This is a genomic window from Janthinobacterium sp. 344 (assembly GCF_900112025.1).
Lineage (GTDB): Bacteria > Pseudomonadota > Gammaproteobacteria > Burkholderiales > Burkholderiaceae_D > Janthinobacterium.
On the sequence record NZ_FOKL01000009.1, the window covers coordinates 1 to 23470 of the forward strand.

19 protein-coding genes and 2 tRNA genes are annotated in these 23470 nt (G+C 63.3%); 5 read left to right on the forward strand and 16 right to left on the reverse strand.

Going from position 1 to position 23470, the window contains the following annotated elements:
- Positions 1–2965 (reverse strand): two-partner secretion domain-containing protein (locus BM193_RS21685; RefSeq protein WP_139229972.1); only part of this gene is annotated, 2965 nt, incomplete at its 3' end.
- A gap of 171 nt (positions 2966–3136) precedes the next feature.
- On the reverse strand, positions 3137–5167 hold the full coding sequence (locus BM193_RS21690) for a sensor histidine kinase (protein WP_092804707.1): 2031 nt from the start codon (positions 5165–5167) through the stop codon (positions 3137–3139).
- Between the two features lie 81 nt (positions 5168–5248).
- Here BM193_RS21690 and BM193_RS21695 point away from each other — a divergent pair, with 81 nt between their 5' ends.
- Entirely contained in the window at positions 5249–5932 is a 684-nt protein-coding gene (locus tag BM193_RS21695; protein ID WP_092804715.1) for a response regulator transcription factor, read from the forward strand.
- A 13-nt stretch (positions 5933–5945) separates the two neighbouring features.
- On the opposite strand, the gene BM193_RS21700 is transcribed toward BM193_RS21695, so the two are convergent.
- The 8 genes from BM193_RS21700 to BM193_RS21735 form a co-directional block, all read right to left on the reverse strand.
- Entirely contained in the window at positions 5946–6707 is a 762-nt protein-coding gene (locus tag BM193_RS21700; RefSeq protein ID WP_254786362.1) for a TSUP family transporter, read from the reverse strand.
- A gap of 1 nt (position 6708) precedes the next feature.
- Entirely contained in the window at positions 6709–7710 is a 1002-nt protein-coding gene (pta, locus tag BM193_RS21705; RefSeq protein WP_092804713.1) for a phosphate acetyltransferase, read from the reverse strand.
- A 125-nt stretch (positions 7711–7835) separates the two neighbouring features.
- Complete coding sequence (gene xsc / locus BM193_RS21710; protein ID WP_175533383.1) at positions 7836–9653, reverse strand: sulfoacetaldehyde acetyltransferase; 1818 nt, start codon at positions 9651–9653, stop codon at positions 7836–7838.
- A 225-nt stretch (positions 9654–9878) separates the two neighbouring features.
- Positions 9879–10889, reverse strand: a complete 1011-nt coding sequence (locus BM193_RS21715) for a porin (RefSeq protein WP_092801140.1) — start codon at positions 10887–10889, stop codon at positions 9879–9881.
- Positions 10890–10972: 83 nt separating this feature from the next.
- Positions 10973–11797, reverse strand: a complete 825-nt coding sequence (locus BM193_RS21720) for a thiazole synthase (protein ID WP_092801138.1) — start codon at positions 11795–11797, stop codon at positions 10973–10975.
- A 29-nt stretch (positions 11798–11826) separates the two neighbouring features.
- Positions 11827–13176: a D-amino acid dehydrogenase gene (locus BM193_RS21725; RefSeq protein ID WP_092801135.1), complete on the reverse strand. Its 1350-nt coding sequence runs from the start codon at positions 13174–13176 to the stop codon at positions 11827–11829.
- 16 nt (positions 13177–13192) lie between these two features.
- Entirely contained in the window at positions 13193–14257 is a 1065-nt protein-coding gene (locus tag BM193_RS21730) for a YeiH family protein (RefSeq protein WP_092801132.1), read from the reverse strand.
- A gap of 217 nt (positions 14258–14474) precedes the next feature.
- Positions 14475–15344 (reverse strand): NAD(P)-dependent oxidoreductase, encoded by an 870-nt coding sequence (locus BM193_RS21735; protein ID WP_092801129.1) that lies wholly within the window; start codon positions 15342–15344, stop codon positions 14475–14477.
- Positions 15345–15607: 263 nt separating this feature from the next.
- Between BM193_RS21735 and BM193_RS21740 the strand changes: the two genes are divergently transcribed.
- Positions 15608–16261, forward strand: coding sequence for a PEP-CTERM sorting domain-containing protein (locus BM193_RS21740; protein ID WP_254786363.1), 654 nt, complete (start codon positions 15608–15610; stop codon positions 16259–16261).
- A gap of 48 nt (positions 16262–16309) precedes the next feature.
- On the opposite strand, the gene hisC is transcribed toward BM193_RS21740, so the two are convergent.
- The gene (hisC, locus tag BM193_RS21745) at positions 16310–17368 is read right to left on the reverse strand and encodes a histidinol-phosphate transaminase (protein ID WP_092801125.1); all 1059 of its coding nucleotides are present in this window, start codon (positions 17366–17368) and stop codon (positions 16310–16312) included.
- Positions 17369–17498: 130 nt separating this feature from the next.
- Between hisC and BM193_RS21750 the strand changes: the two genes are divergently transcribed.
- A complete protein-coding gene (locus tag BM193_RS21750) occupies positions 17499–18266 on the forward strand; it encodes a hypothetical protein (protein ID WP_139229973.1) in 768 nt (255 codons plus the stop codon).
- 162 nt (positions 18267–18428) lie between these two features.
- On the opposite strand, the gene BM193_RS21755 is transcribed toward BM193_RS21750, so the two are convergent.
- The 5 genes from BM193_RS21755 to BM193_RS21775 all read right to left on the reverse strand — a co-directional run bounded on the left by BM193_RS21755 (position 18429) and on the right by BM193_RS21775 (position 22265).
- Positions 18429–18518, reverse strand: a tRNA-Ser gene (locus BM193_RS21755).
- A gap of 346 nt (positions 18519–18864) precedes the next feature.
- Positions 18865–18954 (reverse strand) — tRNA-Ser (locus tag BM193_RS21760).
- Positions 18955–19065: 111 nt separating this feature from the next.
- Positions 19066–20355: a serine--tRNA ligase gene (gene serS, locus BM193_RS21765; protein WP_092801119.1), complete on the reverse strand. Its 1290-nt coding sequence runs from the start codon at positions 20353–20355 to the stop codon at positions 19066–19068.
- A 135-nt stretch (positions 20356–20490) separates the two neighbouring features.
- Positions 20491–20694 carry a hypothetical protein gene (locus tag BM193_RS21770; RefSeq protein WP_092801116.1) on the reverse strand — a complete coding sequence of 68 codons (204 nt, stop codon included), beginning with the start codon at positions 20692–20694 and terminating at the stop codon, positions 20491–20493.
- Positions 20695–20843: 149 nt separating this feature from the next.
- Positions 20844–22265: an aminotransferase-like domain-containing protein gene (locus BM193_RS21775; protein WP_092801206.1), complete on the reverse strand. Its 1422-nt coding sequence runs from the start codon at positions 22263–22265 to the stop codon at positions 20844–20846.
- A 180-nt stretch (positions 22266–22445) separates the two neighbouring features.
- Between BM193_RS21775 and BM193_RS21780 the strand changes: the two genes are divergently transcribed.
- Both BM193_RS21780 and BM193_RS21785 read left to right on the forward strand, forming a co-directional pair.
- On the forward strand, positions 22446–22736 hold the full coding sequence (locus BM193_RS21780; protein WP_175533384.1) for a DUF2917 domain-containing protein: 291 nt from the start codon (positions 22446–22448) through the stop codon (positions 22734–22736).
- A complete protein-coding gene (locus BM193_RS21785) occupies positions 22733–23470 on the forward strand; it encodes an NAD-dependent epimerase/dehydratase family protein (RefSeq protein WP_092801110.1) in 738 nt (245 codons plus the stop codon). Before BM193_RS21780 ends, BM193_RS21785 begins: the two co-directional genes overlap by 4 nt.

Genomic DNA, 23470 nt, shown 5'->3' on the forward strand with positions numbered 1-23470 from the left:
TGTAGCTGCCGACATTCTCACCAGCCACGCGGCGCAGCACGCCATTCAGGCTGTCGCCGGCCACCAGCGAACCTTGCGTGAGCTGATACGTGAGGCTCGGATCAACATTGCCATACACCTTGCTCTTCGCGTCGGCCGTCACCGTGATGGGACGCGCATCGATGCTGGCGCTGACGCCGCCGGTGTTCAGCACATAATTGGTGTTCGACAGGCTCAGGGTGCTGGAATCGAAACTGCTGTAGCGGCCGGCATTGCGGCCGCCCACGCTGGCCGACCCCGTGACGGCTGGCGCGCTGTCGCCATTGACCAGGCCCGACAGGACGAAGCCTGAATTGAATGTGCTGCTGCCATCATAGGTTTTCGTCACTGCAACGTTCAACGGGCGCGGCGTGACCGTCCAGTAGACGGGGCCGCCCGGCGTCAGGGTATAGCCCGTCTTGCCCAGCACCAGGCCCGTGTCATAGCTGATCGTGTAGACGCCCGCCGCCGACGTGGCCGTGGGCGCGCCCAGCCAGGAAATAGTGCCGCTCGCGCTGGCATCGGTGATCAGCAAGCCTCCGCTCAGCGCATCGTACAGTGCGTAGTTAAACACGGGGACATCGCCATACACGCTGGTGCCTGGCGTCAAGCGGACATACACGGGCTTGGACGCGTTGCCTGCCGCATTGTCGACGGAGGTGATGGCGTCGTTCAGTTGCGCCACGGGGGCCGCCGCGTAATACACGGACAGGCCGCCGGACTGGCCCGGCGCCAGGTCCGCCGCGCGCAGGAACATGGCGTAGCTGCCATCCGTCTGGCCGGAAGCCACGGCGTTGCCGCGTGGATCCTGGTTGATGACATTGGAAATGGAACAGCAACGACTATGCACGGTATCGACGCCAGCCGTCGTGGAATAGAACAGGATGGCCGAGCCGCTCGTCGTGCTGTTGGTTTCCGTCACCATGATGGCATTGGAGCTGGCCTTGCCATCAGTCAATTGCGCAAAGGCACCCGCAACGATATTGCCCTTGATCTTGTAGTTGCTGTCCGACTGACCGATGAAATCATCGCCCGTTCCCAGCCACATGCGCACATTCGTCAGCGGCGTGCTGCTCAAATTGGTGAGCCGGCTATCCATGTTGACGAACGCATCACCCGCCTTCAAGGTATAGGTGTGCGTGATGCCGGCCGACTGGTTCAGGGTGCTGAAATTGAGCGTGCCCGTCGTCGAGATCGAGCCCATGCCTTCCTGGTAGCCGGCGATGTTCAGTGCACGATTGCTGAGAGCCGATGAGTAACTCCCCCCCGTATTCATGCCGGGGAAACCGCCCCCCATGCCACCGTCGGCGATCAGCACCTGTCCCGTGCTATTCCAGGCATTGCTGCCATTGCCGCCGGCGGCCACGGCGAATTCGAAGGGCCGGTTCAAGGTCAGCATGAACCAGCCGTTGCGGCCGGGGGTGGTGTTATCGAAATAAAATGGCGTCTTCAACAGCCCATCGCTGGTAAAGGAATCTTCAACGCCATTGCCAAAGCGTACCTTGCCGTTGTCCAGCACCAGATTGTTCACGCTGCCTGCGCTGCCCTTTTTCCACGTAAAAGCGCCGGCGCTGGGAATATTCACGGCCACGCCCGCCGCTACCTTGTAGCCGCTGCCGGCGCCATCGGCCGTTGCCTGGCCATACTGGTAGGCCAGCGATCCGCTGCCCGTGGCGTTCAGGGTCGCATTGATGTTGATGTTGCGCTCGGCGGTCAGGGTCAGCTTGTTGGCCGACCAGTTGATGGCGTCATTCACGTGGATGTCGCCATTGCCGCCCGCCGTGCCCATGCTGGTGGTCATGATGGTGAAATTGTTGCTGGCCAGGGCACTGGACACGGCCGCGCCCGTCATGTTGCCGCCGCTGGCCGCCACCGTGAAGTCATTCGGGTCGATCAGCCAGTCACCCGTCTTGCCGCCGGCCGCGGCCGTGGTGACGCGCGCGGCGCCGATGTCTACCTGGTTGGCGCTGGTTTCGATAAAGCCGCCATTGCCGCCCTGCGGCGCGCTGGCGTCGAGCACGCCAGCCACGTGCAACTTGCCCTGCTGCATGTCGCCCAGCAGCACGATCTGGCCTGCTTCCCCCGTCGCCAGGGTATGCGCCTCGATCACGCCCGTATTGTTGATGACGCTGGAAGCGAGCGCGCCCGCCGCCTTGGCCGTCAGGTAGACCTGGCCGCCATCGGCGCGGATCGCGCCGCCATTCTCGATCAGGGTATCGAGCGCGCCCTGCGTCACCTGCAGCTTGACGGGGCCACCCAGGTCCAGCGTGACCTGGCTGCCAGCCCCCATCAGCACGCTACCGGCGTGGGCGGCGATGCTGCCGCTGTTGCTGATGCGCGCGGAAACGAGGGCCACGTAGCCGCCGTCCGCTGCGCGGATAGCGCCTTCATTGACGATGCTGCCGCCGCCCTTGCCCGTGAACAGATGCTTGCTGCCGCCCAGGCTGCCATTGTCGACATCCAGGGTCGACGCGACGAGGCCGCCCACGTTGACCTGGGCCGTGCGGCCGAACAGGATGCCGTTCGGATTGATCAGGTAGACCTGGCCGTTGGCGTTCACGCGTCCGAGAATCTGCGAGCCATTGCTGTCGAGAATGCGGTTGACGGCCAGCGCCTGCGACGAGGGCTGGACGAAGTTGACGGTTTCCTTGCTGCCCACGTTGAAGCTGGCCCAGTTCAGCGACGCCTGCTGGCTCGTCTGCTGGATCGTCGTCGTCGCGCCGGACTGGGTGATGGTGGCCGTGCCGGCCACCACCTGGCCGCCCGTGGGTCCGGCACAGGCCGGTCCGCCCAGCGCCAGCGCGGCCATGGCGGCCGCCGCGGCGCCTAGCTTGCGGCGGCCGCCCTTGCCGCGTCCACGCGAGGTTTCGGCAACGGCGACCCAGGCATTCAGGACGTGGCTCCAGACGAGCCGGTAAATGTGATTCAATGATGCGTGACGGTGCATGCTCTTATCCTTGTCTTGTGTTGTAACGGGCGTGGCGGCGTTTGCCTGGCGCCCTTTCCTGTTGCTTTTCGTTATATATATGTGGCAAAAAGCTACAGAAATTTCCTTGGGGAAAATGTAACAAAGATTGCGGATTTATAAGTGAGCAAACCTGAGCGATTCCCGACTGATTCAGTCGGGAATGCGGGATGCGCCAGCGGGGACGCGCAAGGAAAAACTGATGGTGCCGTCGATGCCGGCATTGTCGAGTGTGACATTGCCGCCGTGCAGTTGCGCGATGCGCTGCACCAGGTACAGGCCCAGCCCGGCGCCTGGCTTGTGCTGCGCGATGCGGCCACGGAAATACTTCTGGAACAGGCGCGGGATCTCATCGGCGGGCAGCGAGTCGCCCGTATTGCTGACGGTGACTTGCAAGCCGCCATCGCCGTGTCCTGCGGCCAGCACGCGTATGGCCAGCGCCTGCGGCGCATGCCGGTCCGCGTTGCTGAGCAGGTTGCGCAACGCGACGCGCAGCAGGCCGGGATCGCATTGCAACTGCGCCGGCAAGCCGGACATGAGCGCCTCGACCCGCCCCTCCGGCCACTCGGCCAGTACCGCCTCGACCAGTTTGCGCGGGTCGCAGGACTGGGCACGGAAAGTGGCCGCGCTCGTTTCCATGCGGTCGGCGCTCAGGTACTCGTCGACGAGCGCCGTCATGCGCCCGCTCGCCTCGCGTAAATTCTGGCAGCGTTGCAAGGTTTTTTCCCACGCGGCGGCGGGATTGCGGGCGATCTGCTGGGCCGTCGTATTGATGATGGCGAGCGGCGTATGGAATTCGTGCGACACCATGGCAACGAAATCCTGCTGCTCTTCGCGCGTGCGCGTTTCCACTTCCAGCGCCGTGCGCAGCTCCGCCTCCAGCGTCACGCGCCAGGCGATCTCCTGCTGCAGCGCGGCCGTGCGCAGGGCCACCTGTTCCTCCAGCCGTTCGTTGAGCGCGCGCACGGCCCGCACGGCCTCGGCTTGCGCCTGGTCCTTGGCGCGGCGCAAGCCCGCGTAACGCCGGTTCAGGCGCAAGCTCATCAACATCATGTGCACGAACGCGCCCAGGGTGGCCGCATGGTTGGTCACGAAGTTCGGCGGCAGCAGGCCCATATTGCGCAGGAAACTGATGACGGCGCCCGCGTAGAAAATCCCGAAAATCAGCAGGAAGGCGCGCGCGCTGCGATGCCCGCGCCACGCCAGCCAGCTGGCCATGCCGACAAAAAAGACGATCAGGGGCAACGCCGTGTACTGCACGGTGAGCACGCCGGCGCCATACTTCCCGCGCAGCACCAGGCTAGCGCCAGCCACGGCCATCGCGCAGGCCATACCCGTCAGCGCGCGGGTCAGACGGGGAAACAACTCCGGCAAATCCAGTTGCATGAAGGAAAAGCGCGTGCCGACGGCGAGCGACATGCATAGCGACAGGCCAAGGATGGGATCGGACAGCCAGTTCGGCATGTCGAAAATCTGCTGGGGAATGGCGATCGTGAAGGCTTCCGTCGTCGCGCTCGTGCACACGTACAGCAGGTACCAGCCGCTCTGGGCTTCGCGCGTCATGCGCCAGAAGAAGACGTGGAACAGGATCAGCAACAGATACGTGCCGAACTGCAAGCCGTAGTACAGGTACTCGCGACGCGAGGATTCATCGAACACCGCGCGCGGCCACAGGCTCAGCTCGGTCGACATGGATTTCTTGCTCTCCAGGCGCACCAGCCAGCGCTCGGCCGTATCCGCCTTGAGGCGCAGCGGGAAGACCACCTGGCGCGCATCGACGGGCCAGTCGTCGCGCACGACGGCGGCGCCCGCTTCCTGCACGCGCCATTGCCCGTTGCCATCGCGCCGGTACAGGCGAACATTGTCGAGCACGGCGTTGCTAAAACGCAACACCCACTCCTCGGGCGCATCCACCGCGCGCTGCACCTCCAGCAGCAGCCAGATGGTGTCATCCGTATAGCCGGCACTCACGGCGCCAGGCAGCGCGCGCCAGTCCGTCGCAGCCCATGCCGCCTCCGGGGTCAGTACGGCGCCCGGGTCGCGCAACAGCAGCATGTGGCCGTTGGCCGACACTTGCTGGCCCGTGCCGGGCAGCGCCAGCGGCGCTGGCATCGGTGGCGCGGCATGGACGGCCAGTGGATGGAAGGTGCTGAAAAAAAGGAGAAGGGCAAGCAGGAATCGCATGGCGCGGCAGCTTAACACAGCGATATCAAGGAAGCGACAGGCCGCCTTCACGCCATGCAGGCGATCGGTTATCCTTGCGCCATGCTGAACCTTATTTTGCTTGAAGATGAAGCCGTCCTGCGGCAAGAATTGACTGAATTTCTCGGCGACTGCGGCTACCAGGTCAGCGCCGTCGCCGACCTGGCCGGCTTTCACGCCAGCTATGCTCCCGCGCTGCACCGTATCGCCATCATCGACCTGGGCTTGCCCGACGGCGACGGCATGGCCCTCGTGCGCGCGCTGCGCGCCCAGGGCCGGCAGTTGGGCATCGTCGTGTTTACCGCGCGCGGCGCCACGCAGGACAAGGTCAGCGGATTGACGGGCGGCGCCGACTACTACCTGCCCAAGCATACCGACCTGGAAGAGCTGGCGGCCACCCTGGGCAGCTTGCAGCGGCGCCTGGGAGAACCGGCGCCCGCGCCCGCATGGGTACTCGAACTGGCGCCGCGCCGCCTGTTTCCGCCAGGCTGCGGCGCCATCGCCTTGTCGCAGCAGGACACCACCGTGCTGCAGGTGCTGATGGCCGAGCCGGAACGCATCGTCAGCCGCCAGCAGATCGTGCAGTCGCTGGGCGAGGACTTCCTCGATTACGACCAGCGCCGCCTCGATACGCAAATCCGCCGCCTGCGGCGCAAGACCGAGCTGGCCAGCGGCTTGTCCTTGCCGATCAACACGGCGCGCAACGCCGGCTACCGGTTTTTCGCCAACGCCACCGTGCGTCTTTGACGGCCCTGTCCGCTCAGCCCAGCAACTGCGGCACGGCCGCCACCATCAGGGAAATGCCGATGGCCGTCAGCACGGCAAACGCGATGCGGCGCATGCCGCGCTGGGCAATCGGCGGCGGATAGCGCTTGCCGGCGATCGTGGCCAGCACGCCCACGGGCAAGGCCAGCATGCACAGCAACAGCACTTTCGCATCGAGCTGACCCTGGCTGCCCGCCATCAGCGAGCGTCCGCCCGCGCTGATGGCAAATAAAAAGATCAGGCTGTAGCGGATGGTGGTCAAGCTCATTTCCTGGCGATAGAACTGGTACACGAGCGGCGGGCCGGCCAGCGAAAACAGGCCGGAAAACAGCCCGCCGCACACGCCGCTGATGAAGAAACTGCGCTTGTCCGCCGCGCCCGGTCCCGGCGGCGCCTGCAGCAGGATGCTGACGCCGCCATACACGATGGCCGCGCCCAGCAAGAGTTTCAAGACTGGCGCATACGCCTTGTCCAGATAGCCCAGCATCAACACGCCGGCCGCCATGGCCGGCAGCAAGCCGATGCTGGCGGCGCGGATGGCGCGCCAGTCCAGGTGGTGCAAGGCGCCGGGCAAGGCCACCAGGCAATTGGCCAAGGACAATAAACTGACGAGGGCCGCCAGCGCCGGCACGGGCGCCAGACCCAGTCCGCTGGCCACGCCCATGACGATCATGCCCAGGCCAAAGCCCGTGACGGTCTGGAAATACGTGCCCGCCGCCACCACGCCCAGCAGCGCCAGCACAGGCAGGCTGAACAACTCAGCGCCCACCCTGGGCCTGCACGGCCGTCACGGCAATCACGTTATACACGTCGTCGGCGCTGCAGCCGCGCGACAAATCGTTGGCAGGCTTGTTCAAGCCTTGCAGCAAGGGGCCGATGGCGACGGCGCCGCCCATGCGCTCGGCCAGCTTGTAGCCGATATTGCCCGCGTCCAGGTTCGGGAACACCAGCACATTGGCGCGGCCGTTGACGACGGAATCCTTGACTTTTCTCTGGGAAATCTCGGCCACGATGGCCGCATCGAGCTGCACGTCGCCATCGATGGCCAGCAGCGGGCGCTGCGCCTTGACCTTGTCCGTGGCCGCATGCACCTTGTCGACGGCCGCGTGGTGGGCGCTGCCGCTGGTGGAAAACGACAGCATGGCCACGCGCGGTTCCTCCATCAACAAGGCTTGCGCGCTGTCGGCGGCGGCCATGGCGATGTCGGCCAGCTCCTCGGCCTTCGGGTCCACCACTAAAGCGCAGTCGGAAAAGATGAATCCGCCCTTCAGGCTGTGGAACGGTTCGCACAGCATCATCAGGAAAAAGCTCGACACGAGCTTGAAGGCGGGATCGACGCCGATGATCTGGATGGCGCTGCGCACCACGTCGGCCGTCGTGTGCACGGCGCCCGCCACGCAGCCGTCCGCGTCGCCCAGGCGCACCATCAGGTTGGCATAGCACAGCGGGTCCTGCACGGCGCGCCGCGCCTGCTCCACCGTCATGCCCTTGGCCTGGCGCAGCAGGAACAATTGCTGGGCATAGTGTTCCGACTCGCTTGAGGTAGCCGGGTCGACCAGGCGCACGGCCTCCAGGTCCAGGCCCTGTTCGCGCGCCAGGGACAGGATGGCGGCCGGCTTGCCGACGATGCTGATGCGCGCCAGGCCTTCGCCAGCGGCGCGCGCGGCCGCCCGCAGCACGCGCACATCGTCGCCCTCGCACAAAACGATGTTTTTCGGCACGGCGCGGGCTTGCTCGATGATGCGGTGCAGGGCTTTCATGGTGACTCCAATTCGGTAAAAAAAGTGCCGGAACCATGGAAGCATGAGGTATGAACATGAAGCAATGGTTCCGGCACATAAAACCCGGCGCGATGCCGGGGTCATACAAGGATCGGGCTGACTGATTACACGTAGTCTTTGTACTTGTCCAGATGACGGATAGGCTTGCTCAGCGCATCGCGGCGGAACGGGTCGCCCAGCTCGCGCGTGCACATGATCTCGATGATGGTCGTCTTGCCTTCATTCATCTGCATGTCGATCGCCTTTTTCAAGGCCGGCCCCACGTCTTCCAGCTTGTCGACCGTGATGCCTTCGGCGCCCATGGCCCGCGCGATCTCGGCGAAACTCTGGTTGTCGAGCTCACCTGCCACGAAGCGGCGGTTGTAGAAATCCACCTGGTTTTTCTTTTCCGCGCCCCACTGGCGGTTGTGGAACACCACGGCCGTCACGGGAATGTTGTGGCGCACGCAGGTCATCGTTTCCATCAAACTCATGCCCCAGGCGCCGTCGCCCGCATACGACACGGCCGGACGGTGCGGCGCCGCCACTTTCGCGCCGATGATGGTCGGAAACGCGTAGCCGCAATTGCCAAAGCTCATCGCCGCAAAGAAGCTGCGCGGCTTTTCGAAGCGCAAATAACTGTTCGCCACCGAGTTGATGTTGCCGATGTCGGTCGACACCATCACGTCTTCCGGCATGGCTTTTTCCAGCTCGCGCAAGACCTGGCGCGGGTGCAGGTAGTTGCCCGGCTCCTTCTTCTGCTCTTCGATCATGTCCAGGCTGTACGCATCCTTTTCATGCGTCCAGTTGGTCAACTCCTCTTCCCACGCGGCCTTCTCAGCTTGCACCGTGGCATAGCGTGCGTCGCGCGTGGCGTCGCAGTCGAGTTTTTTACCGTCCAGGCGCGCCAGGATGGCTTTCGCGGCCGCCTTGGCGTCGCCGCAGATGCCCACCGAAATCTTTTTCACCAGGCCCAGCATCTTGTTGTCCGCGTCGATCTGGATGATCTTGGCGTTCTTCGGCCAGTAATCCATGCCGTGCTGGGGCAAGGTGCCGAACGGGCCCAGGCGCGAACCCAAGGCCACGACGACGTCGGCCTGGGCGATCAGTTTCATGGCCGCCTTGGAACCCTGGTAGCCCAGCGGGCCGCACCACAGCGGGTGGCTGGCCGGGAACGAGTCGTTGTGCAGATAGCTGTTGACGACGGGCGCGCCCAGGCGCTCGGCCAGCGCCTTGCACTCCTCGATCGCGTCGCCCATGACGACGCCGCCGCCCGAGATGATCACGGGGAACTTGGCCTTCGCCAGCAGTTCCGCCGCATCGTTGAGGCTTTGCTCGCCGCCGGCGCCACGGTCCAGGCGGTTCGGCTTCGGAATCTCCGCCTTGATTTCGCCATAAAAATAGTCACGCGGAATGTTCAATTGCGTCGGGCCCATTTCCGACATGGCGCGGTCGAAGCAGCGGCCCGTGAATTCCGCCATGCGCGCCGGATTGGTCACGTGGCCCTGATATTTCGTAAATTCCTCGAACATCGGCAATTGGTTCGCTTCCTGGAAGCCGCCCAGGCCCATGCTCATGGTGCCCGTCTCCGGCGTGATGATGACGACGGGGGTATGCGCCCAATAGGCGGCGGCGATGGCGGTGACGCAATTGCTGATGCCGGGGCCGTTCTGGCCGATGACGACGCCATGGCGGCCCGAGACGCGGGCATAACCGTCGGCCATGTGGCCGGCACCCTGCTCGTGCACGACGGGGATCAAACGGATGCCGGCCGGCGCGAAGATGTCCATCGGGTCCATGAAGGCCGAGCCCATGATGCCGAACATGTCGGTCACGCCATTGGCGGCCAGGGTTTCCACGAACGCTTCGGACGGCGTCATCTTTTGCGGGCCGGTGGGGATGGCCGCTGCGGCGGCGGCTTTTTGGTCGGACAAATCGGTCATGGCTCAGTCTCCTTACGGTTTTATGAAAAATCGGTATATTTTGTTCCGATATTTGAAATACGTATCCAATTTAACGGTTGCGAAATGGGCTGTCAATGAAAATTCATGAAAAATCGGACTGTTTCATTCCTGAATCCGGAATCCGTGACTTAGACCCATTCCTGAAACGACAATGGCGGCTTATCCGCAACAGACAAGCCGCCATCGCTACCCGTGTCGCCGTGCTTAAAACTTCAGGCGCATGCCGGCCGTGAAGGCGCTCGAGTTATGCCCCGGCAAGGGCACGCTGCCGCCGCTCGATGCGTCGCCGACGACATTGGTGCCCGCGCCATCGTTGTTGATGCGCCCGTACGAGGTGTACAGATTGGTGCGCTTGGATAAGGCATACGTGTAGCCGATGGCCAGCTGGCGCCCGCCGCGGCGCGCATTCGTGCGGTCATCCTTGCGGATGTACGAGGCCATCACGCTGCCGGCCGCCCCCGCAGGCGCGGAAACACCGAGCATGTAATCGCGGAAATCCGTGCCTGCGTCATCCTTGTCCGTTTCATACGCGGCGTGCAGCTTGGCGGGGCCGAAGTCATAGGTGCCTCCCAGCAAGGTGACTTTCGCCGTGTTCAGCGGCGTATCCTTGCGGTTGTCGTGCGCCAGGGTCAGCACCAGCGGACCATTGGCGTAGTCGATGGAAAAGTCGATGGTGCGGCCCAGGGTGTTGCTGTCCGGCTTTTCACCCAGGCCATACATGATCGATGCCGACAGGCCGTTCACCTTGGGCGTCTCGTACATGATGGAATTTTTCGTGCGCAGGCTGGCCACGCTCATCAGGTTGATGGAGGCGCCCGTCATGCCCGTCTCGAAGGGATCGATATTGTCCAGCGCGGTAAACAGCGGGTTATGCTGCAAGCCCAGGTTCACGGCGCCGAAGTCGCCGGACAGGCCCACGTAGGCCTTGCGCCCGAACAGGGCGCCCTGGCGGTAGGCGCCCGTGTCGAGGTCGAGGCCATTTTCCAGCAAGAAATTGGCTTTCAGGTTGTTGCCCAGGTCTTCCGTGCCCTTGAAGCCGATGCGGCTGCCCGACTGCACGCCGGTGGCCAGCTTGGTGACGGAACCGTCCGCGCCGCCGTGCTCCGACGTCAGGCCCGCGTCGAGCAAGCCGTACACGGTGACGGACGACTGGGCGCTGGCGTTGCCGGCGAAGAGGGAGGCCAGGACGGCCGCCGCTGCGAGTGTGTGTTTCATGTCATCTCCAGGTATTGTGGTTTTTATAAACGCTTGAAACGATAGTCAACTACGGTGCTGCAAACTGCGGTCAATGCGGCGGCTCAGGCGATCAGCCCGGCCATGGGCGACGAGGGCGAGGCGCTCATGCCGCCCGCCCGCGTGGTATTTTTCGGCATGCGCCCGGCCAGATAAGCCTCGCGTCCGCCCTGCACTGCCAGTCTCATGGCGCGCGCCATGCGGATCGGCTCGCGCGCCGCCGCGATGGCGGTATTCATCAGGATGCCGTCGCAACCGAGTTCCATGGCGATGGCCGCGTCCGACGCCGTGCCCACGCCCGCGTCGACCAGCACGGGCACGCGGGCTTGCTCGATGATCAGCGACAGATTCCACGGATTCAAGATACCCATGCCCGAGCCGATCAATGACGCCAGCGGCATGACGGCGATGCAGCCGATGTCTTCCAGCATGCGTGCCTGGATGGGGTCGTCGCTGCAATACACCATCACCTGGAAGCCGTCGCGCACCAGTTCCTGCGCCGCTTTCAAGGTTTCCGGCATGTTCGGGAACAGGGTCTTTTCATCGCCCAGCACTTCCAGCTTGCACAGCGGGTGGCCGCCCAGCAGCTCGCGCGCCAGTTGCAGGGTGTAGACGGCGTCGCGCGCGTTGTAGCAGCCGCCCGTGTTGGGCAGGATCGTGTATTTCGACTGCGGAATGAAGTCGAGCAAGTTCGGCTCGCCCTTTTCCTGGCCGATATTCACCCGGCGTATCGTCACGGTGACGATCTCGGCGCCGCTTTCCTCTATGGCCAGGCGCGTTTCCTCGAAATCCTTGTACTTGCCGGTGCCCACCAGCAGGCGCGACTGGTAGGTGGTGCCGGCCAGGGTCAGGCCGGTCGGTGCTTGGCTGGGGGTGGCGTCGTCTCTCATCGTGGTGCTCTCCTAAGTTAAAGCTGGGGTCAGTCCTTCCGGGATCGGAATGTGCCCCATTGGGGCATATTCCCCCGGCGGGTCTGACCCCGGAATTCCTCTGCCGCAGACTGCGGTGCCAAGCGTTGCCCGCAAAACGCAAAATCGACTTCCGGCCGCCGTCCCGACACGAGGTCGGCCAGCGCCCTGCCCGCGCCGCAGCCCATGGTCCAGCCCAGGGTGCCGTGACCGGTGTTGAGATAGAGCTGGCGGTAGCGCGTGGCGCCGATATAGGGCACGTTCGACGGCGTGAGCGGGCGCAGGCCGGCCCAGTAGACGGGGTCGCTGTAATCGCAGGCATCGGGGAACAGCGCCTGCACGCGGCGCGTGATGGCGGCGCAGCGCACGGGATTGAGGTCACGCGTATAGCCGTTCAGCTCGCACGTGCCGGCCACGCGCAGGCGCGATCCCAGTCGTGAAAACACCAGCTTGTGGCCATCGTCCGTCAGCGACACGGAAGGCGCGGCTGACGGGTCAAGAATCGGATAGGTGGCCGAGTAGCCCTTGCCCGGATACAGCATCAGGCGCATGCCCAGCGGCCGCAGCAAGGGCGCGGAAAAGCTGCCCATCGCCACCACCACGGCGTCCGCGTATTCGAGCCGATGGCAGCCGTGCGCATCGATCAACTCCACGCCGGTGACGCGCTCGCCATCGGCCAGCAAGCGCGTCACCGTCGTGCCGTACTGAAAATCTGCACCGGCCGCCACCGCGCGCGCAGCCAGCGCCGTGGTAAACAGGTGCACGTCGCCCGACTCGTCGCTGGCCGTGAAGTCGCCGCCGACGATCTGCTGGCGGGCATGGGCCAGGGCCGGTTCCAGCCGGATCACTTCGTCGGCGCTGACGGTATTGCGCGGACAGCCCAGTTCGCGCAGGAGCGCGGCGCCCGCTTGCGATTTATCAAACTCCTGCTGGTCCGTATAGAAATGCAGGATGCCCCGTTCCAGGTGGTCGTAGACGATGCCCGTCTCGCGCCGCAGCGCCTGCAAACTCTGGCGGCTGTACTCGGCCAGGGCGACGATCTGGCGCATGTTGCGCGCCACCCGCGACGGCCAGCATTCGCGCAGGTAATGCAGCGCCCACTGCCACTGCAGCGTATCGAGGCGGGGACGGAACAGCAGCGGCGCATCGTCCTGGCCCAGCCAGCGGACGACCTTGCGCAGGGTGGCGGGATTGGCCCACGGTTCCGCATGCGAGACGGAAATCTGCCCGCCGTTGGCAAAACTGGTTTCCCGTGCCGCGCCCGCCTGGCGCTCCAGCACGCGCACATCGTGGCCCGCCTGGCGCAAGTACCAGGCCGATGCCGTGCCGACCACGCCGGCGCCGAGGACAAGGATCTTCATGGCGGATGGCCAGCGCTCAGCGCGTCAGCAGCACGGCGATGGCGACGAAGGCGGCGATCCACACGGTTTCCATCACCAGCATGATCACGGGACGCCAGCCCAGCGAAGCGAGCGACTGGAACGAGGTTTTCACGCCCAGGGCGGCGATGGCGATGACGAGGCAGGCGCGCGAGGCATTGTTGATCCAGCCATTCACTTCCTGTGGAATCAGGCCGAGGCTGTTCGTGATGACGAGCCAGACAAAGCCGATCAGGAAGAACGGCACCAGCGGCGGCGCATCGACTTCGCTCTTGCCATCCTTGCGCTTGAACATGATCGACAGGCCCAGCACGACGGGCACGAGGCAGGCGACGCGCGTCAGTTTGACGAAGGTGGCCACGTCGCCCGTGTGGTTGCTGACCAGATAGCCCGCCCCCACCACTTGCGCCACGTCGTGGATGGTGCCGCCGATGAACACGCCCGCTTCCGTGGGGTCAAAACCCAGCAGCTTGACCAGCAGCGGGTAGACGATCATGGCCAGGGTCGACAGGGTCGTCACGCCCACCACCGTCAGCAGGGTGAATTTTTCGTTTTCCTTGGTTTGCGGCAGCACGGCCGAGATGGCCAGCGCGGCCGAGGCGCCGCAGATGGCCACGGAGCCGCCCGACAAAATGCCTTCCGTGATGGGGCGTTTCAGCCATTTGGCCAGCAGGTAGCCGAAACCCAGGGTGGCGATCAGGCCGCCCACGACGATCAGCAACGGCGTCACGCCGACCGAGGCGATCTGGTTGAAGGTGATGCGCGCGCCCAGCAAGGCCACGCCCGTGCGCAGCAGCACCTTGCTGCAAAACTCGATACCGGGCTTGCAGGTGGGGTCGGAGGCGAGGAAGTGGAAGGCCAGGCCGAAGAACAGCGCATACAGCAGTTGCGGGCCGCCGTAATTGCTGGAAATAAAGGTGGCCGACAGGGCAATCACCAGCGCGATGGCCACGCCGGGCCAGCTGCGCAGCACGGCGCGGGGACGCCAGATGGCGACGGCGGAAGACAGGTAGGGGATGTTCTTGTCGACAACGCGTGTTATCGCTGAGGAGTTGGTTTTCATGCGGGTCCGCTCATAATGTTTTAAAAATTGGGACATTTCATCTCGTTTTTTAATAATACACGATGAGCTAGCGAAGTCCATGCTTTTCAATGAAAATCGAAACCAGATGTTCCGGAAACTGACGTTTTAGTGTTCATCTCGCGATGGCGCCGGCGTAAACGACAAGCGGCGCGGCCCCTGGCAGGGACGCGCCGCTGTTGCTGATGAGTCTAAGAGCTTACTTTTTGTTCAGGCGCGTAATCAGGCTGGACGTGTCGTAACGGTTGCCGCCCGCCTGCTGCACTTCGCCATAGAACTGGTCCGTCAGTTCCGTCACGGGCAGCTGGCTGCCGTTGCGTTTCGCTTCGGCCAGGCAGATGCCCAGGTCCTTGCGCATCAGGTCGACGGCGAAGCCGAAGTCGAACTCGCGCGCTATCATGGTCTTGCCCCGGTTTTCCAGCTGCCACGACTGCGCCGCGCCCTTGGAAATCACGTCCACCACCAGGGCCGCATCGAGGCCCGCGTTTTCCGCGAAGGCAATGCCCTCGCTCAAGGCCTGCACCAGGCCCGCGATGCAGATCTGGTTGACCATTTTTGTGAGCTGGCCGGAACCGGACGCGCCCATGTAGGTGACGGCGCGCGCGAACAGGGCGATGACGGGCTCGGCGCGGGCATACGCTTGCGCATCGCCGCCCACCATCACGGTCAGCTTGCCGTTTTCCGCGCCGGCCTGGCCGCCGGACACGGGCGCGTCGAGGAAGAACACGCCCTTCTCTTTCGCCGCCGCGTGGATGGTGCGCGCCGCTTCGGCGGACGCCGTCGTATGGTCGATCAGGATGCTGCCCGGTGCCATGCCGGACAGCAAGCTGCCCTCTTCCAGGATGACTTGATACAGGTCGTTATCGTTGCCGATGCAGGTAAAGACGAACTCGGCGCCCGCGGCGGCGGCGGCCGGCGTGGTGGCGCTGCTGCCCTTGTGCTGCGCCAGCCAGGCTTGCGCGCGTGCCGGGTTGCGGTTGTACACGGTGACGTCGTGCCCGCCCGCCGCCAGATGGCCGGCCATGGGAAAACCCATGACGCCCAAACCGATGAATGCCACTTTTGCCATATTGTCCGTCCTGTCGATGAATGAATCCGATTATTGTTGCACAAATGGCCTGCGCCGGCAGCATGGCGCTGCCATACGGCCACCACGGCCGCACCTGCAGTGGCGATTGGGAAACATCTACAGTTCAACTATACAAGATGGAAATTATCATAAAGAAACTTTATGTTGCATTTTTTTCTAGCAAATACTATATTGAATTGGCATTGGGAAATCTCGATGCACGGTGCCAAGTCCTTTCCCCCATCCCTGTTAAGGAGTCAATCTTGCAAACTTCATTCTCCCGCCTGAAAATCATCAGCGCCGCCGCCCTCCTGCTCGCCGCCAGCGCCGCACAAGCAGACATCTCGCTCTTCACCAGCCAGTCCGCCTACCTGGCAGCCGTCAGCAATACGGGCGTCGACACCTTTGATGATTTGCCGATCGATGCGCTGGGTGGCCCGTTGAACCGCAACGCCGGCAGCTACACCTACACGGTCAGCAGCGAGGGCGCCTCGCCCATCCTGTATGGCGCCGGCACGGGCAGCGACAACTGGCTGAGCACGAACAACCGCAACGACAGCGTGGTGTTCTCCAACTTTTCCAGTGCCGTGCGCGGTGTGGGGGGCTTCTTCTTCGGCTCGAACATTTCTGGCGAATATGCCAGCGGCCAGAGCATCACCTTGACAGCGCGCAATGCGCTGGGTGAACTGCTCACCTACGAACTGGCCTTGCCGACGCAGGCATCATTTGTCGGCTTCCTTTCGACGGGCGCCTTCTCCGACCTGGCCGTCAGCACGGCAGGACAGATCGGCATCTGGCCCACCATTAATAACCTGTCCGTGTCGGCCGTGCCGGAACCAGCCACCTACGGCATGCTGCTGGGCGGCCTGGGCTTGCTGGGCTTCATGACGCGCCGCCGCAAGGCCCGCCAGCACTAAGCGAACTGGCGCCTGATACGGCTGCCGGCAGCCGTATCAGGCTTGCCATCACGACACTGTCTCGCGCAGGGCCGCCATCAGGGCCGCGCACTGTGCCGGATTGCCGATGCTGATGCGCAAATACTGGCTGATGCGCGGTGCATTGAAATGGCGCACGATCACGGAGCGGGCGCGCAAGCCGGCCGCCAATTGCGCCGCGTCATGCTGCGGGTGGCGGGCAAAGACAAAGTTGGCCACGGAGGGCAGCACCTCGAAGCCCAGCGCCGTCAAATCCGCCGTCAGCTGTGCGCGGCTGGCGATCACGGCCTGTCGCGTCTGCTGGAAATACGCCTCGTCGCGCAACGAAGCGACGGCGCCGGCCAAGGCCAGCCGGTCCAGCGGATACGAGTTGAAACTGTTCTTCACGCGCTCCAGCGCCTCGATCAGATCCGCATGCCCGAAGGCGCAGCCCACGCGCAAGCCGGCCAGCGAGCGCGATTTCGAGAACGTCTGCACCACCAGCAAGTTCGGATAGCGCTCCACCAGGGCCACGGCGCTCTCGCCGCCGAAATCCACATACGCTTCATCGACCACCACCACCGCATCGGGATGGTCGCGCAGCATGGCTTCCACGCCGGCCAGCGGCAAGCCTACGCCCGTCGGCGCGTTGGGATTCGGGAAGATGATGGCGCCGCACGGCCCCAGGTAGTCGTCGGGGCGGATGCGCATGGATTCGTCGAGCGCTACCGTGCGGTAATCGATGCCGTACAGCTTGCAATACACGGGATAGAAGCTGTAGCTGATGTCCGGGAACAGCAAGGGCGCGTCGTGCTTGAGCAAGGCCATGAAGGCCAGCGCCAGCACTTCATCGGAACCGTTGCCGACAAACACATGCTCACTGTTCAAGCCGTGGTAGTCGGCCAGGGTTTGCTTCAGTTCGCTGGCGGTGGGATCGGGGTAGAGGCGCAGGCTGTCGTTGCTGGCGTCGCGCAGCGCGGCCAGTACCTGCGGCGAGGGACCGTAGGGGTTTTCGTTGGTGTTGAGTTTCACCAGGTCGGGCAGTTTCGGCTGCTCGCCGGGGACGTAGGGGGTCAGCTCGCTGACGATGTTGCTCCAGAATCGGCTCATTGCTTTTATGGGTGGGGTCGGGATGGGAGGGGGTAGATTAACATAGGCTGAGCGGGGTCAAGGTGGGGTGCATCGGCAAGGGGTAGCGTGGACAGCAGCGGCATTGGCCCCAGACTGTAGAGGACGTGGCATGAACAGCATGCACAAGCTGAGCGATACGCGGGTGCGGCATGACGCGCTCACGCAACAGGCGCGCCAGCGCAAGATCGATGCGTGGCTGCAGGTCGCAGCCAGTCTCAGCGAGCAGATCACCGTCGAATTGCAGACTGCCACGGAGCAGCTACAGGGCGAAGGAATGGCCGACTTGCAGCGCGTGACGGCACTGGCACAACGCCTGGCAAACAATAGCAAAGCCATGCGCGATACCCTCGGGACACTGTTTGACAGCGGTGAAAAAAGCGAGGAGCATGCAGTGACAAGCACGGAGGATTGCGCCATGGACGAGCAAGTCAACACACTGGGAAAAGACATGGCCGGTGTGAAACTGGACGTTGCTGATTTGAAGGTTGATGTGGCTGGCATCAAGGTGGATGTGGCTGGTCTGAAAACGGATGTGGCTGGCCTGAAAACGGATGTCGCTGGCCTCAAGGTGGATGTGACAGACCTGAAAACGGATGTCGCTGGTCTCAAGGTGGATGTGACGGACCTGAAAACGGATGTCGCTGGTCTCAAGGTGGATGTGGCAGACCTTAAAGTGGATGTCGCCGGCCTGAAAACGGATGTCACTGTCCTCAAGACGGATGTCAGCAGCTTGAAACTGGACTTGGCGGTGGTGCGCTCCAATTACGCGACCAGGTCCGATGTGGCTGAGGCGAAGTCGGCTGTCATCCTGTCTTGCGTGGGGACGATGATTGCGCTGTCGAGTGTGGCGTTTGCGGTGGCGCGGCTGGTGCACTAGCTTGAGTTCGTGGCGGCGCTGGCAATTAGAGCTTGAATGGAGGAAAAAACGCCTTGCGCTGCGCGCTTTGGGCGGTTTTTTCTACCTGCATTGATACGTTGGTGGTTTTTTGGCGTTGCGGGTATAAAAAAAGCTCCCTTGCGGGAGCTTTCTTATTTATTCTGGCGGAGAGGGTGGGATTCGAACCCACGGTACGATTTAACGTACGCTTGATTTCGAGTCAAGTACATTCGACCACTCTGCCACCTCTCCGTTTACTGCGGTCTACTCCTTCAAACTGGCATGCCTGTTTGAACGAGGCGCTATTTTAGCATGGGTGTTGTTGGGTTGGGTAGGGGTTTATTGGTGATTTGTAACTGATTGCTGGTCGCCAACCCGAAAAACCAATTGGACGATTCGGGAAGCCTCGCGCGAGTACGCGCTCGTCTTCGAACCTGCCGTCTTGGTACCCGCGTAAAAAACAATTTGGCGATTCGGAGAGCCCCGCGCAAGTATGCGCGGGGCTTCGAATCCCACGCGTACGCCCCGCAGGGGGCGTACTCCTTTCCGCCGCCACAAATAAAAAAAGCTCCCTTGCGGGAGCTTTCTCTATTTGTTCTGGCGGAGAGGGTGGGATTCGAACCCACGGTACGATTTAACGTACGCTTGATTTCGAGTCAAGTACATTCGACCACTCTGCCACCTCTCCATTTGCTGCGGTCTTTTCCCGCATTGCTGCGAGAAGGCAAGATTATAGCAGCCGCTTGAAAAAATGGAAGGACTATTTTATGCCTTTCCTTCATCCGGCTGCGCTAACCTTTCAGGCCTTCAAATGCGTCAGGCCGCCCATGTACGGACGCAGCACTGCCGGGATCTCGACGCTGCCATCGGCTTGCTGGTAGTTTTCCAGCACGGCCACCAGGGTGCGGCCCACTGCCAGGCCGGAGCCGTTCAGGGTGTGCGCCAGTTCCGGCTTGCCGGCCGCGTTGCGGAAACGCGCCTGCATGCGGCGGGCCTGGAAGGCTTCGCAGTTCGAAAGGGACGAGATTTCGCGGTAGGTGTTTTGCGCCGGCAGCCACACTTCCAGGTCGAAGGTCTTGGTGGCGCCGAAACCCATGTCGCCCGTGCACAGCGACATCACGCGGTATGGCAGGCCCAGGCGTTGCAAGATGGCTTCCGCATGGCCGACCATCTCTTCCAGCACCTGGTACGAGGTGTCCGGGTGCACCACTTGCACCATTTCCACCTTGTCGAACTGGTGCTGGCGGATCATGCCGCGCGTGTCGCGGCCGTAGCTGCCCGCTTCCGAGCGGAAGCATGGCGTATGGGCCGTCATTTTCAGGGGCAATTGATCGATCGCCAGGATTTCATCGCGGGCGATGTTGGTCAGCGATACTTCCGAGGTCGGGATCAGGTAGAAGGTTTCGCCCTCGCCTTCCGCGCCGCCTTTTTTCACCGAGAACAGGTCCGCTTCGAATTTCGGCAGCTGGCCCGTGCCGCGCAGCGAATCGGCGTTGACCATGTACGGGGTATAGCATTCCGTGTAGCCATGCTCGTCCACGTGCGTGTTGAGCATGAATTGCGCCAGTGCGCGGTGCAGGCGGGCGATGCCGCCCTTCATGACGGAAAAGCGCGAACCCGTCAGCTTGGTGGCCACTTCGAAATCGAGGCCCAGCGGGCCGCCCACGTCGACGTGATCCTTGACCTCGAAATCGAAGCTGCGCGGTGTGCCGACCTTGCGCACTTCCACGTTGCCCGACTCGTCCGTGCCCAGGGGCGCCGATTCGTGCGGCAGGTTCGGCACGGCCATGATGAAGTCGCTCAGCTTGGCTTGCACGAGGGTCAGGGCCGCTTCATCGGCTTTCAATTCGTCGCCCAGGCCCGCCACTTGCGCCATCACGGCCGAGGTATCTTCCCCCTTGCCTTTCAACATGCCGATTTGCTTGGACAGCGCGTTGCGCTTGCCCTGCAGCTCTTCGGTGCGCGTCTGGATCGCCTTGCGTTCGGCTTCGAGGGCGGTAAAACCTGCCACGTCGAGCTGGAATTTGCGCGTCGCCAGACGTTCTGCGACGGTAGCGATGTCTTTACGGAGAAGTTGGATATCTATCATGGGTGGATGGCGGTGCCGATGTATCGAAAGCATCCATTGTACCAAGACCCGTTCAGTTCTTTCCGAGTTTTGCACACGCTCTGCCATCGTCATGGCGGCATGGCCGGGCACTCGCGCCCGCTTTACGGCTACAGCTTAGATAAACGCGGCTTTTTCGGCAGCGGTCAGGCGGCGGGCGCTGACGGTAACGACAGGCATTTTCACATCGGCTGCCTGGGCGATGACCGTGGTGCTGGCGCTCACTTCGACCGTATTCGCGCCGGCGGTGGCGAAGCTGGCGCCGATGGCGATGACGGCGGCGGCGACAAAGGCGATTTCCATGTTTTTCAGTGCGTGCATGATGTAACTCCTGGTTAGTTTGTTCGTTTGACTGCGCTTGGTATGGTGGTACTTTAGCCAACGCGCTGGCAAGACGCCACCGGCTTGCGACCAGCGGCAAAAAACAGGGAGCGAACGGTGAAAAACGGCGACTGAAGCGCAAAGAATGGTTACAAGGCCCCGTGCACCAGGCGGCCCAGGCGACCGATGGCCTGCTCGATGCGCGGCGTCCACGCATTGCCGCAGTTGAGGCGCAGATAATTGCCGAACTTGCCCGAGGCCGAGAACAGCTGGCCCGGCATGAAGGCCACGCCATCGGCGATGGCCTGCCCGTGCAGGGCCAGCGCATCGACCTGCGGCGGCATCTGCACCCACAGCACGAAACCACCCTGCGGTTCGGACAGCATGCACTCAAGCGGAAAGCTGGCCGCCACGGCGTCGGACATGCGGGCGATGCGCTGCACCAGGGTGCGCCGCATCTTGCGCAATTGCTGGTCGTAGCTACTGCCTTCCAGAAAGTCGGCCAGCACGGCCTGGAAGAAATGGCTGGTGGCGCCGCTCGACACGGTTTTCAGCAGGGCCACTTCCTGCGCGAAACGCCCGGCCAGCACATAGCCCACGCGCGAGGCGGGCGTGATGGCCTTGGAAAACGAGGAGCACAATAAAACGTTGCCGCTCGTATCGTAGGCCTTCACGGGCCACGGGCGCTGCGGCGCAAAGCACAGGTCACCATACACATCGTCTTCCACCATCGGAATATTGAATTCCGACAGCAAGCCCGCCAGCCGTTTCTTGTTTGCTTCCGGCATGACGCAGCCGAGTGGATTGTTGGCGTTCGGCACGAACAGGCACGCTTGCACGAGGCCCGCGCGCAGGGCCAGCTCCAGCGCGTCGAGCGACGGCCCCGTCTTCGGATCGGTGGGAATTTCCAGCGCCTTCATGCCCAGGCTTTCGATCATCTGCAGCAGCACGAAATACGTGGCCGATTCGATGGCGATGGTGTCGCCCGGCCTGGCCACGGCGCGCAGGCACAGACTGATCGCTTCCGTGCAGGAATTCGTCACGACGATCTCGTGCGGGTCCAGCTTGCCCCAGTCCAGCGCGCGGCGCGTCACCTGGCGCAGGAAATTGCCTTCGCTGATGTCATAGCAGCTGACCTTGCTCAATAACGCCGGCTCGCGCCGCGCCACCGCGCTGATGGTGCGCTGCATGCGCTTGATGGGCAGGATCTCGTCGGGCGGCCAGGCCGTGCCCAGCTGCACCACGTCGCGCGTCTCGTTCTCCTTCAGCACGCGCATGAGCAGGTTGTTGATGCCGACAAAGGCTGGCTCCTTCAAATGCGGCGCGTCGGCGCTGCACGGGCGGCGCGGCGCCCGGTGGCGCACGAAATAGCCGGACTGGGGCCGCGCATCGACTTGCCCCCTGTCTTCCATCAGGCGCAAGGCTTGCATCACCGTGCTGATGGAAATGCGCTTTTGCTGCGCCAGGTGGCGGATCGACGGCAGGCGCTCGCCGGGCGCGAACACGCGCGCGTCGATCAAGGCGCCCAGCTCGTTGGCCAGATGCTCGTACAGATTCAAATGCGCGCTCATGTTCATCCCTTCAGTATGCGGTTGCCGCGCGCGGCACGCACAGATACAGTTGCCCGTTTTTTTGACAAGCACAGTGTACGATGAAGCGCACTGTATGCATGACAATTTCGGTTTCCTGCATCTGTCATGGTTCAAGCCAAGCGCCTAAGCTGTTCCTGTCAGCACAACAGGAGCGATGCCATGCAGACCGACCACGAATTACGCAACGAACGGCCCTTGCGCCTGGAAAAAGCGCGCGCCAAGGTCATCGAATGCCTGTCCGGCACGGCCTGGATCACGGCCTACGCCCAGTTCGAGGATTGCGTGCTGCGCAGCGGCGAGCGCTACACGATACCGAATGACGGCCTGGTGCTGGTCGAAGCCGTGGGCAGCGGACGCATCCGCGTGCATGGCACGGCCGCCCCGCGCCCCGCCCTGCTGCGCTGGCTGAACCTGGCACTGCCTCACCCACTCAATACTAGGAATACATGACTCAACAACCTTTGCGCGTCCTCGTCACGGGCGCCGCCGGCATCATCGGTACCGCTTTCTGGAAGCGCCGGCACGGGGAATTCTCCCTGCGCCTGGCCGACCTGCACACAAGCAAGCTGGCCGAAGCGCCCTGCCCGTCCATGCGACTCGACGTGGGCGATTACGCCGCCTGTCTGGCCGCCTGCATCGATACCGACGTGGTGCTGCACCTGGCCGGCGTGCCGCATGCCAGCGCCGATTTCGACACGCAATTGCTGCAGCCGAACATCGTCGGCACGCACAATATCTTCCGCGCGGCGCAGGCGCAGGGCGTGAAACGGGTGGTCTTCGCCAGCAGCGCGCAAGCCGTCGAAGGCTATCCGCTGGACGTGCAGGTGCAGGAAAGCATGCCGGCGCGTGCGGCCAACCTGTATGGCGCCAGCAAGGCGTTTGGCGAAGGCGTGGCGTCGGCCTTCGCGCACCAGCACGGCATGACGGCGATCGCCGTGCGCATCGCCAACGTGGCGCAGTTTGCGCCAGGCCAGCAGCACAGCGCGCGCGACATCGCCGCCTTCATCAGCGAGCGCGACGTGGTGCAACTGCTGGCCCGCTGCATCGCGGCGGACGTTCCCGCCGGCTACCATGTCGTGCATGGCGTGTCGGACAACCGCTATAAACGGCTATCCATCGACGCGACGCGCCGGCTGGTGCGCTACGCGCCGCAGGACGATGGTTTTACCTTGCTGGGCCTGTAG

Excerpts from the sequence above, each read along its gene's own strand:
- BM193_RS21785 (WP_092801110.1), top strand. The coding sequence starts at position 22,733 with ATGACTCAACAACCTTTGCGCGTCCTCGTCACGGGCGCCGCCGGCATC.
- hisC (WP_092801125.1), bottom strand. The coding sequence starts at position 17,368 with ATGAGCCGATTCTGGAGCAACATCGTCAGCGAGCTGACCCCCTACGTC.
- BM193_RS21730 (WP_092801132.1), bottom strand. The coding sequence starts at position 14,257 with ATGAAAACCAACTCCTCAGCGATAACACGCGTTGTCGACAAGAACATC.
- BM193_RS21715 (WP_092801140.1), bottom strand. The coding sequence starts at position 10,889 with ATGAAACACACACTCGCAGCGGCGGCCGTCCTGGCCTCCCTCTTCGCC.
- pta (WP_092804713.1), bottom strand. The coding sequence starts at position 7,710 with ATGAAAGCCCTGCACCGCATCATCGAGCAAGCCCGCGCCGTGCCGAAA.
- BM193_RS21690 (WP_092804707.1), bottom strand. The coding sequence starts at position 5,167 with ATGCGATTCCTGCTTGCCCTTCTCCTTTTTTTCAGCACCTTCCATCCA.
- BM193_RS21775 (WP_092801206.1), bottom strand. The coding sequence starts at position 22,265 with ATGAGCGCGCATTTGAATCTGTACGAGCATCTGGCCAACGAGCTGGGC.
- BM193_RS21770 (WP_092801116.1), bottom strand. The coding sequence starts at position 20,694 with ATGCACGCACTGAAAAACATGGAAATCGCCTTTGTCGCCGCCGCCGTC.
- BM193_RS21735 (WP_092801129.1), bottom strand. The coding sequence starts at position 15,344 with ATGGCAAAAGTGGCATTCATCGGTTTGGGCGTCATGGGTTTTCCCATG.
- serS (WP_092801119.1), bottom strand. The coding sequence starts at position 20,355 with ATGATAGATATCCAACTTCTCCGTAAAGACATCGCTACCGTCGCAGAA.
- BM193_RS21780 (WP_175533384.1), top strand. The coding sequence starts at position 22,446 with ATGCAGACCGACCACGAATTACGCAACGAACGGCCCTTGCGCCTGGAA.
- BM193_RS21750 (WP_139229973.1), top strand. The coding sequence starts at position 17,499 with ATGAACAGCATGCACAAGCTGAGCGATACGCGGGTGCGGCATGACGCG.
- BM193_RS21725 (WP_092801135.1), bottom strand. The coding sequence starts at position 13,176 with ATGAAGATCCTTGTCCTCGGCGCCGGCGTGGTCGGCACGGCATCGGCC.
- BM193_RS21720 (WP_092801138.1), bottom strand. The coding sequence starts at position 11,797 with ATGAGAGACGACGCCACCCCCAGCCAAGCACCGACCGGCCTGACCCTG.
- BM193_RS21695 (WP_092804715.1), top strand. The coding sequence starts at position 5,249 with ATGCTGAACCTTATTTTGCTTGAAGATGAAGCCGTCCTGCGGCAAGAA.
- xsc (WP_175533383.1), bottom strand. The coding sequence starts at position 9,653 with ATGACCGATTTGTCCGACCAAAAAGCCGCCGCCGCAGCGGCCATCCCC.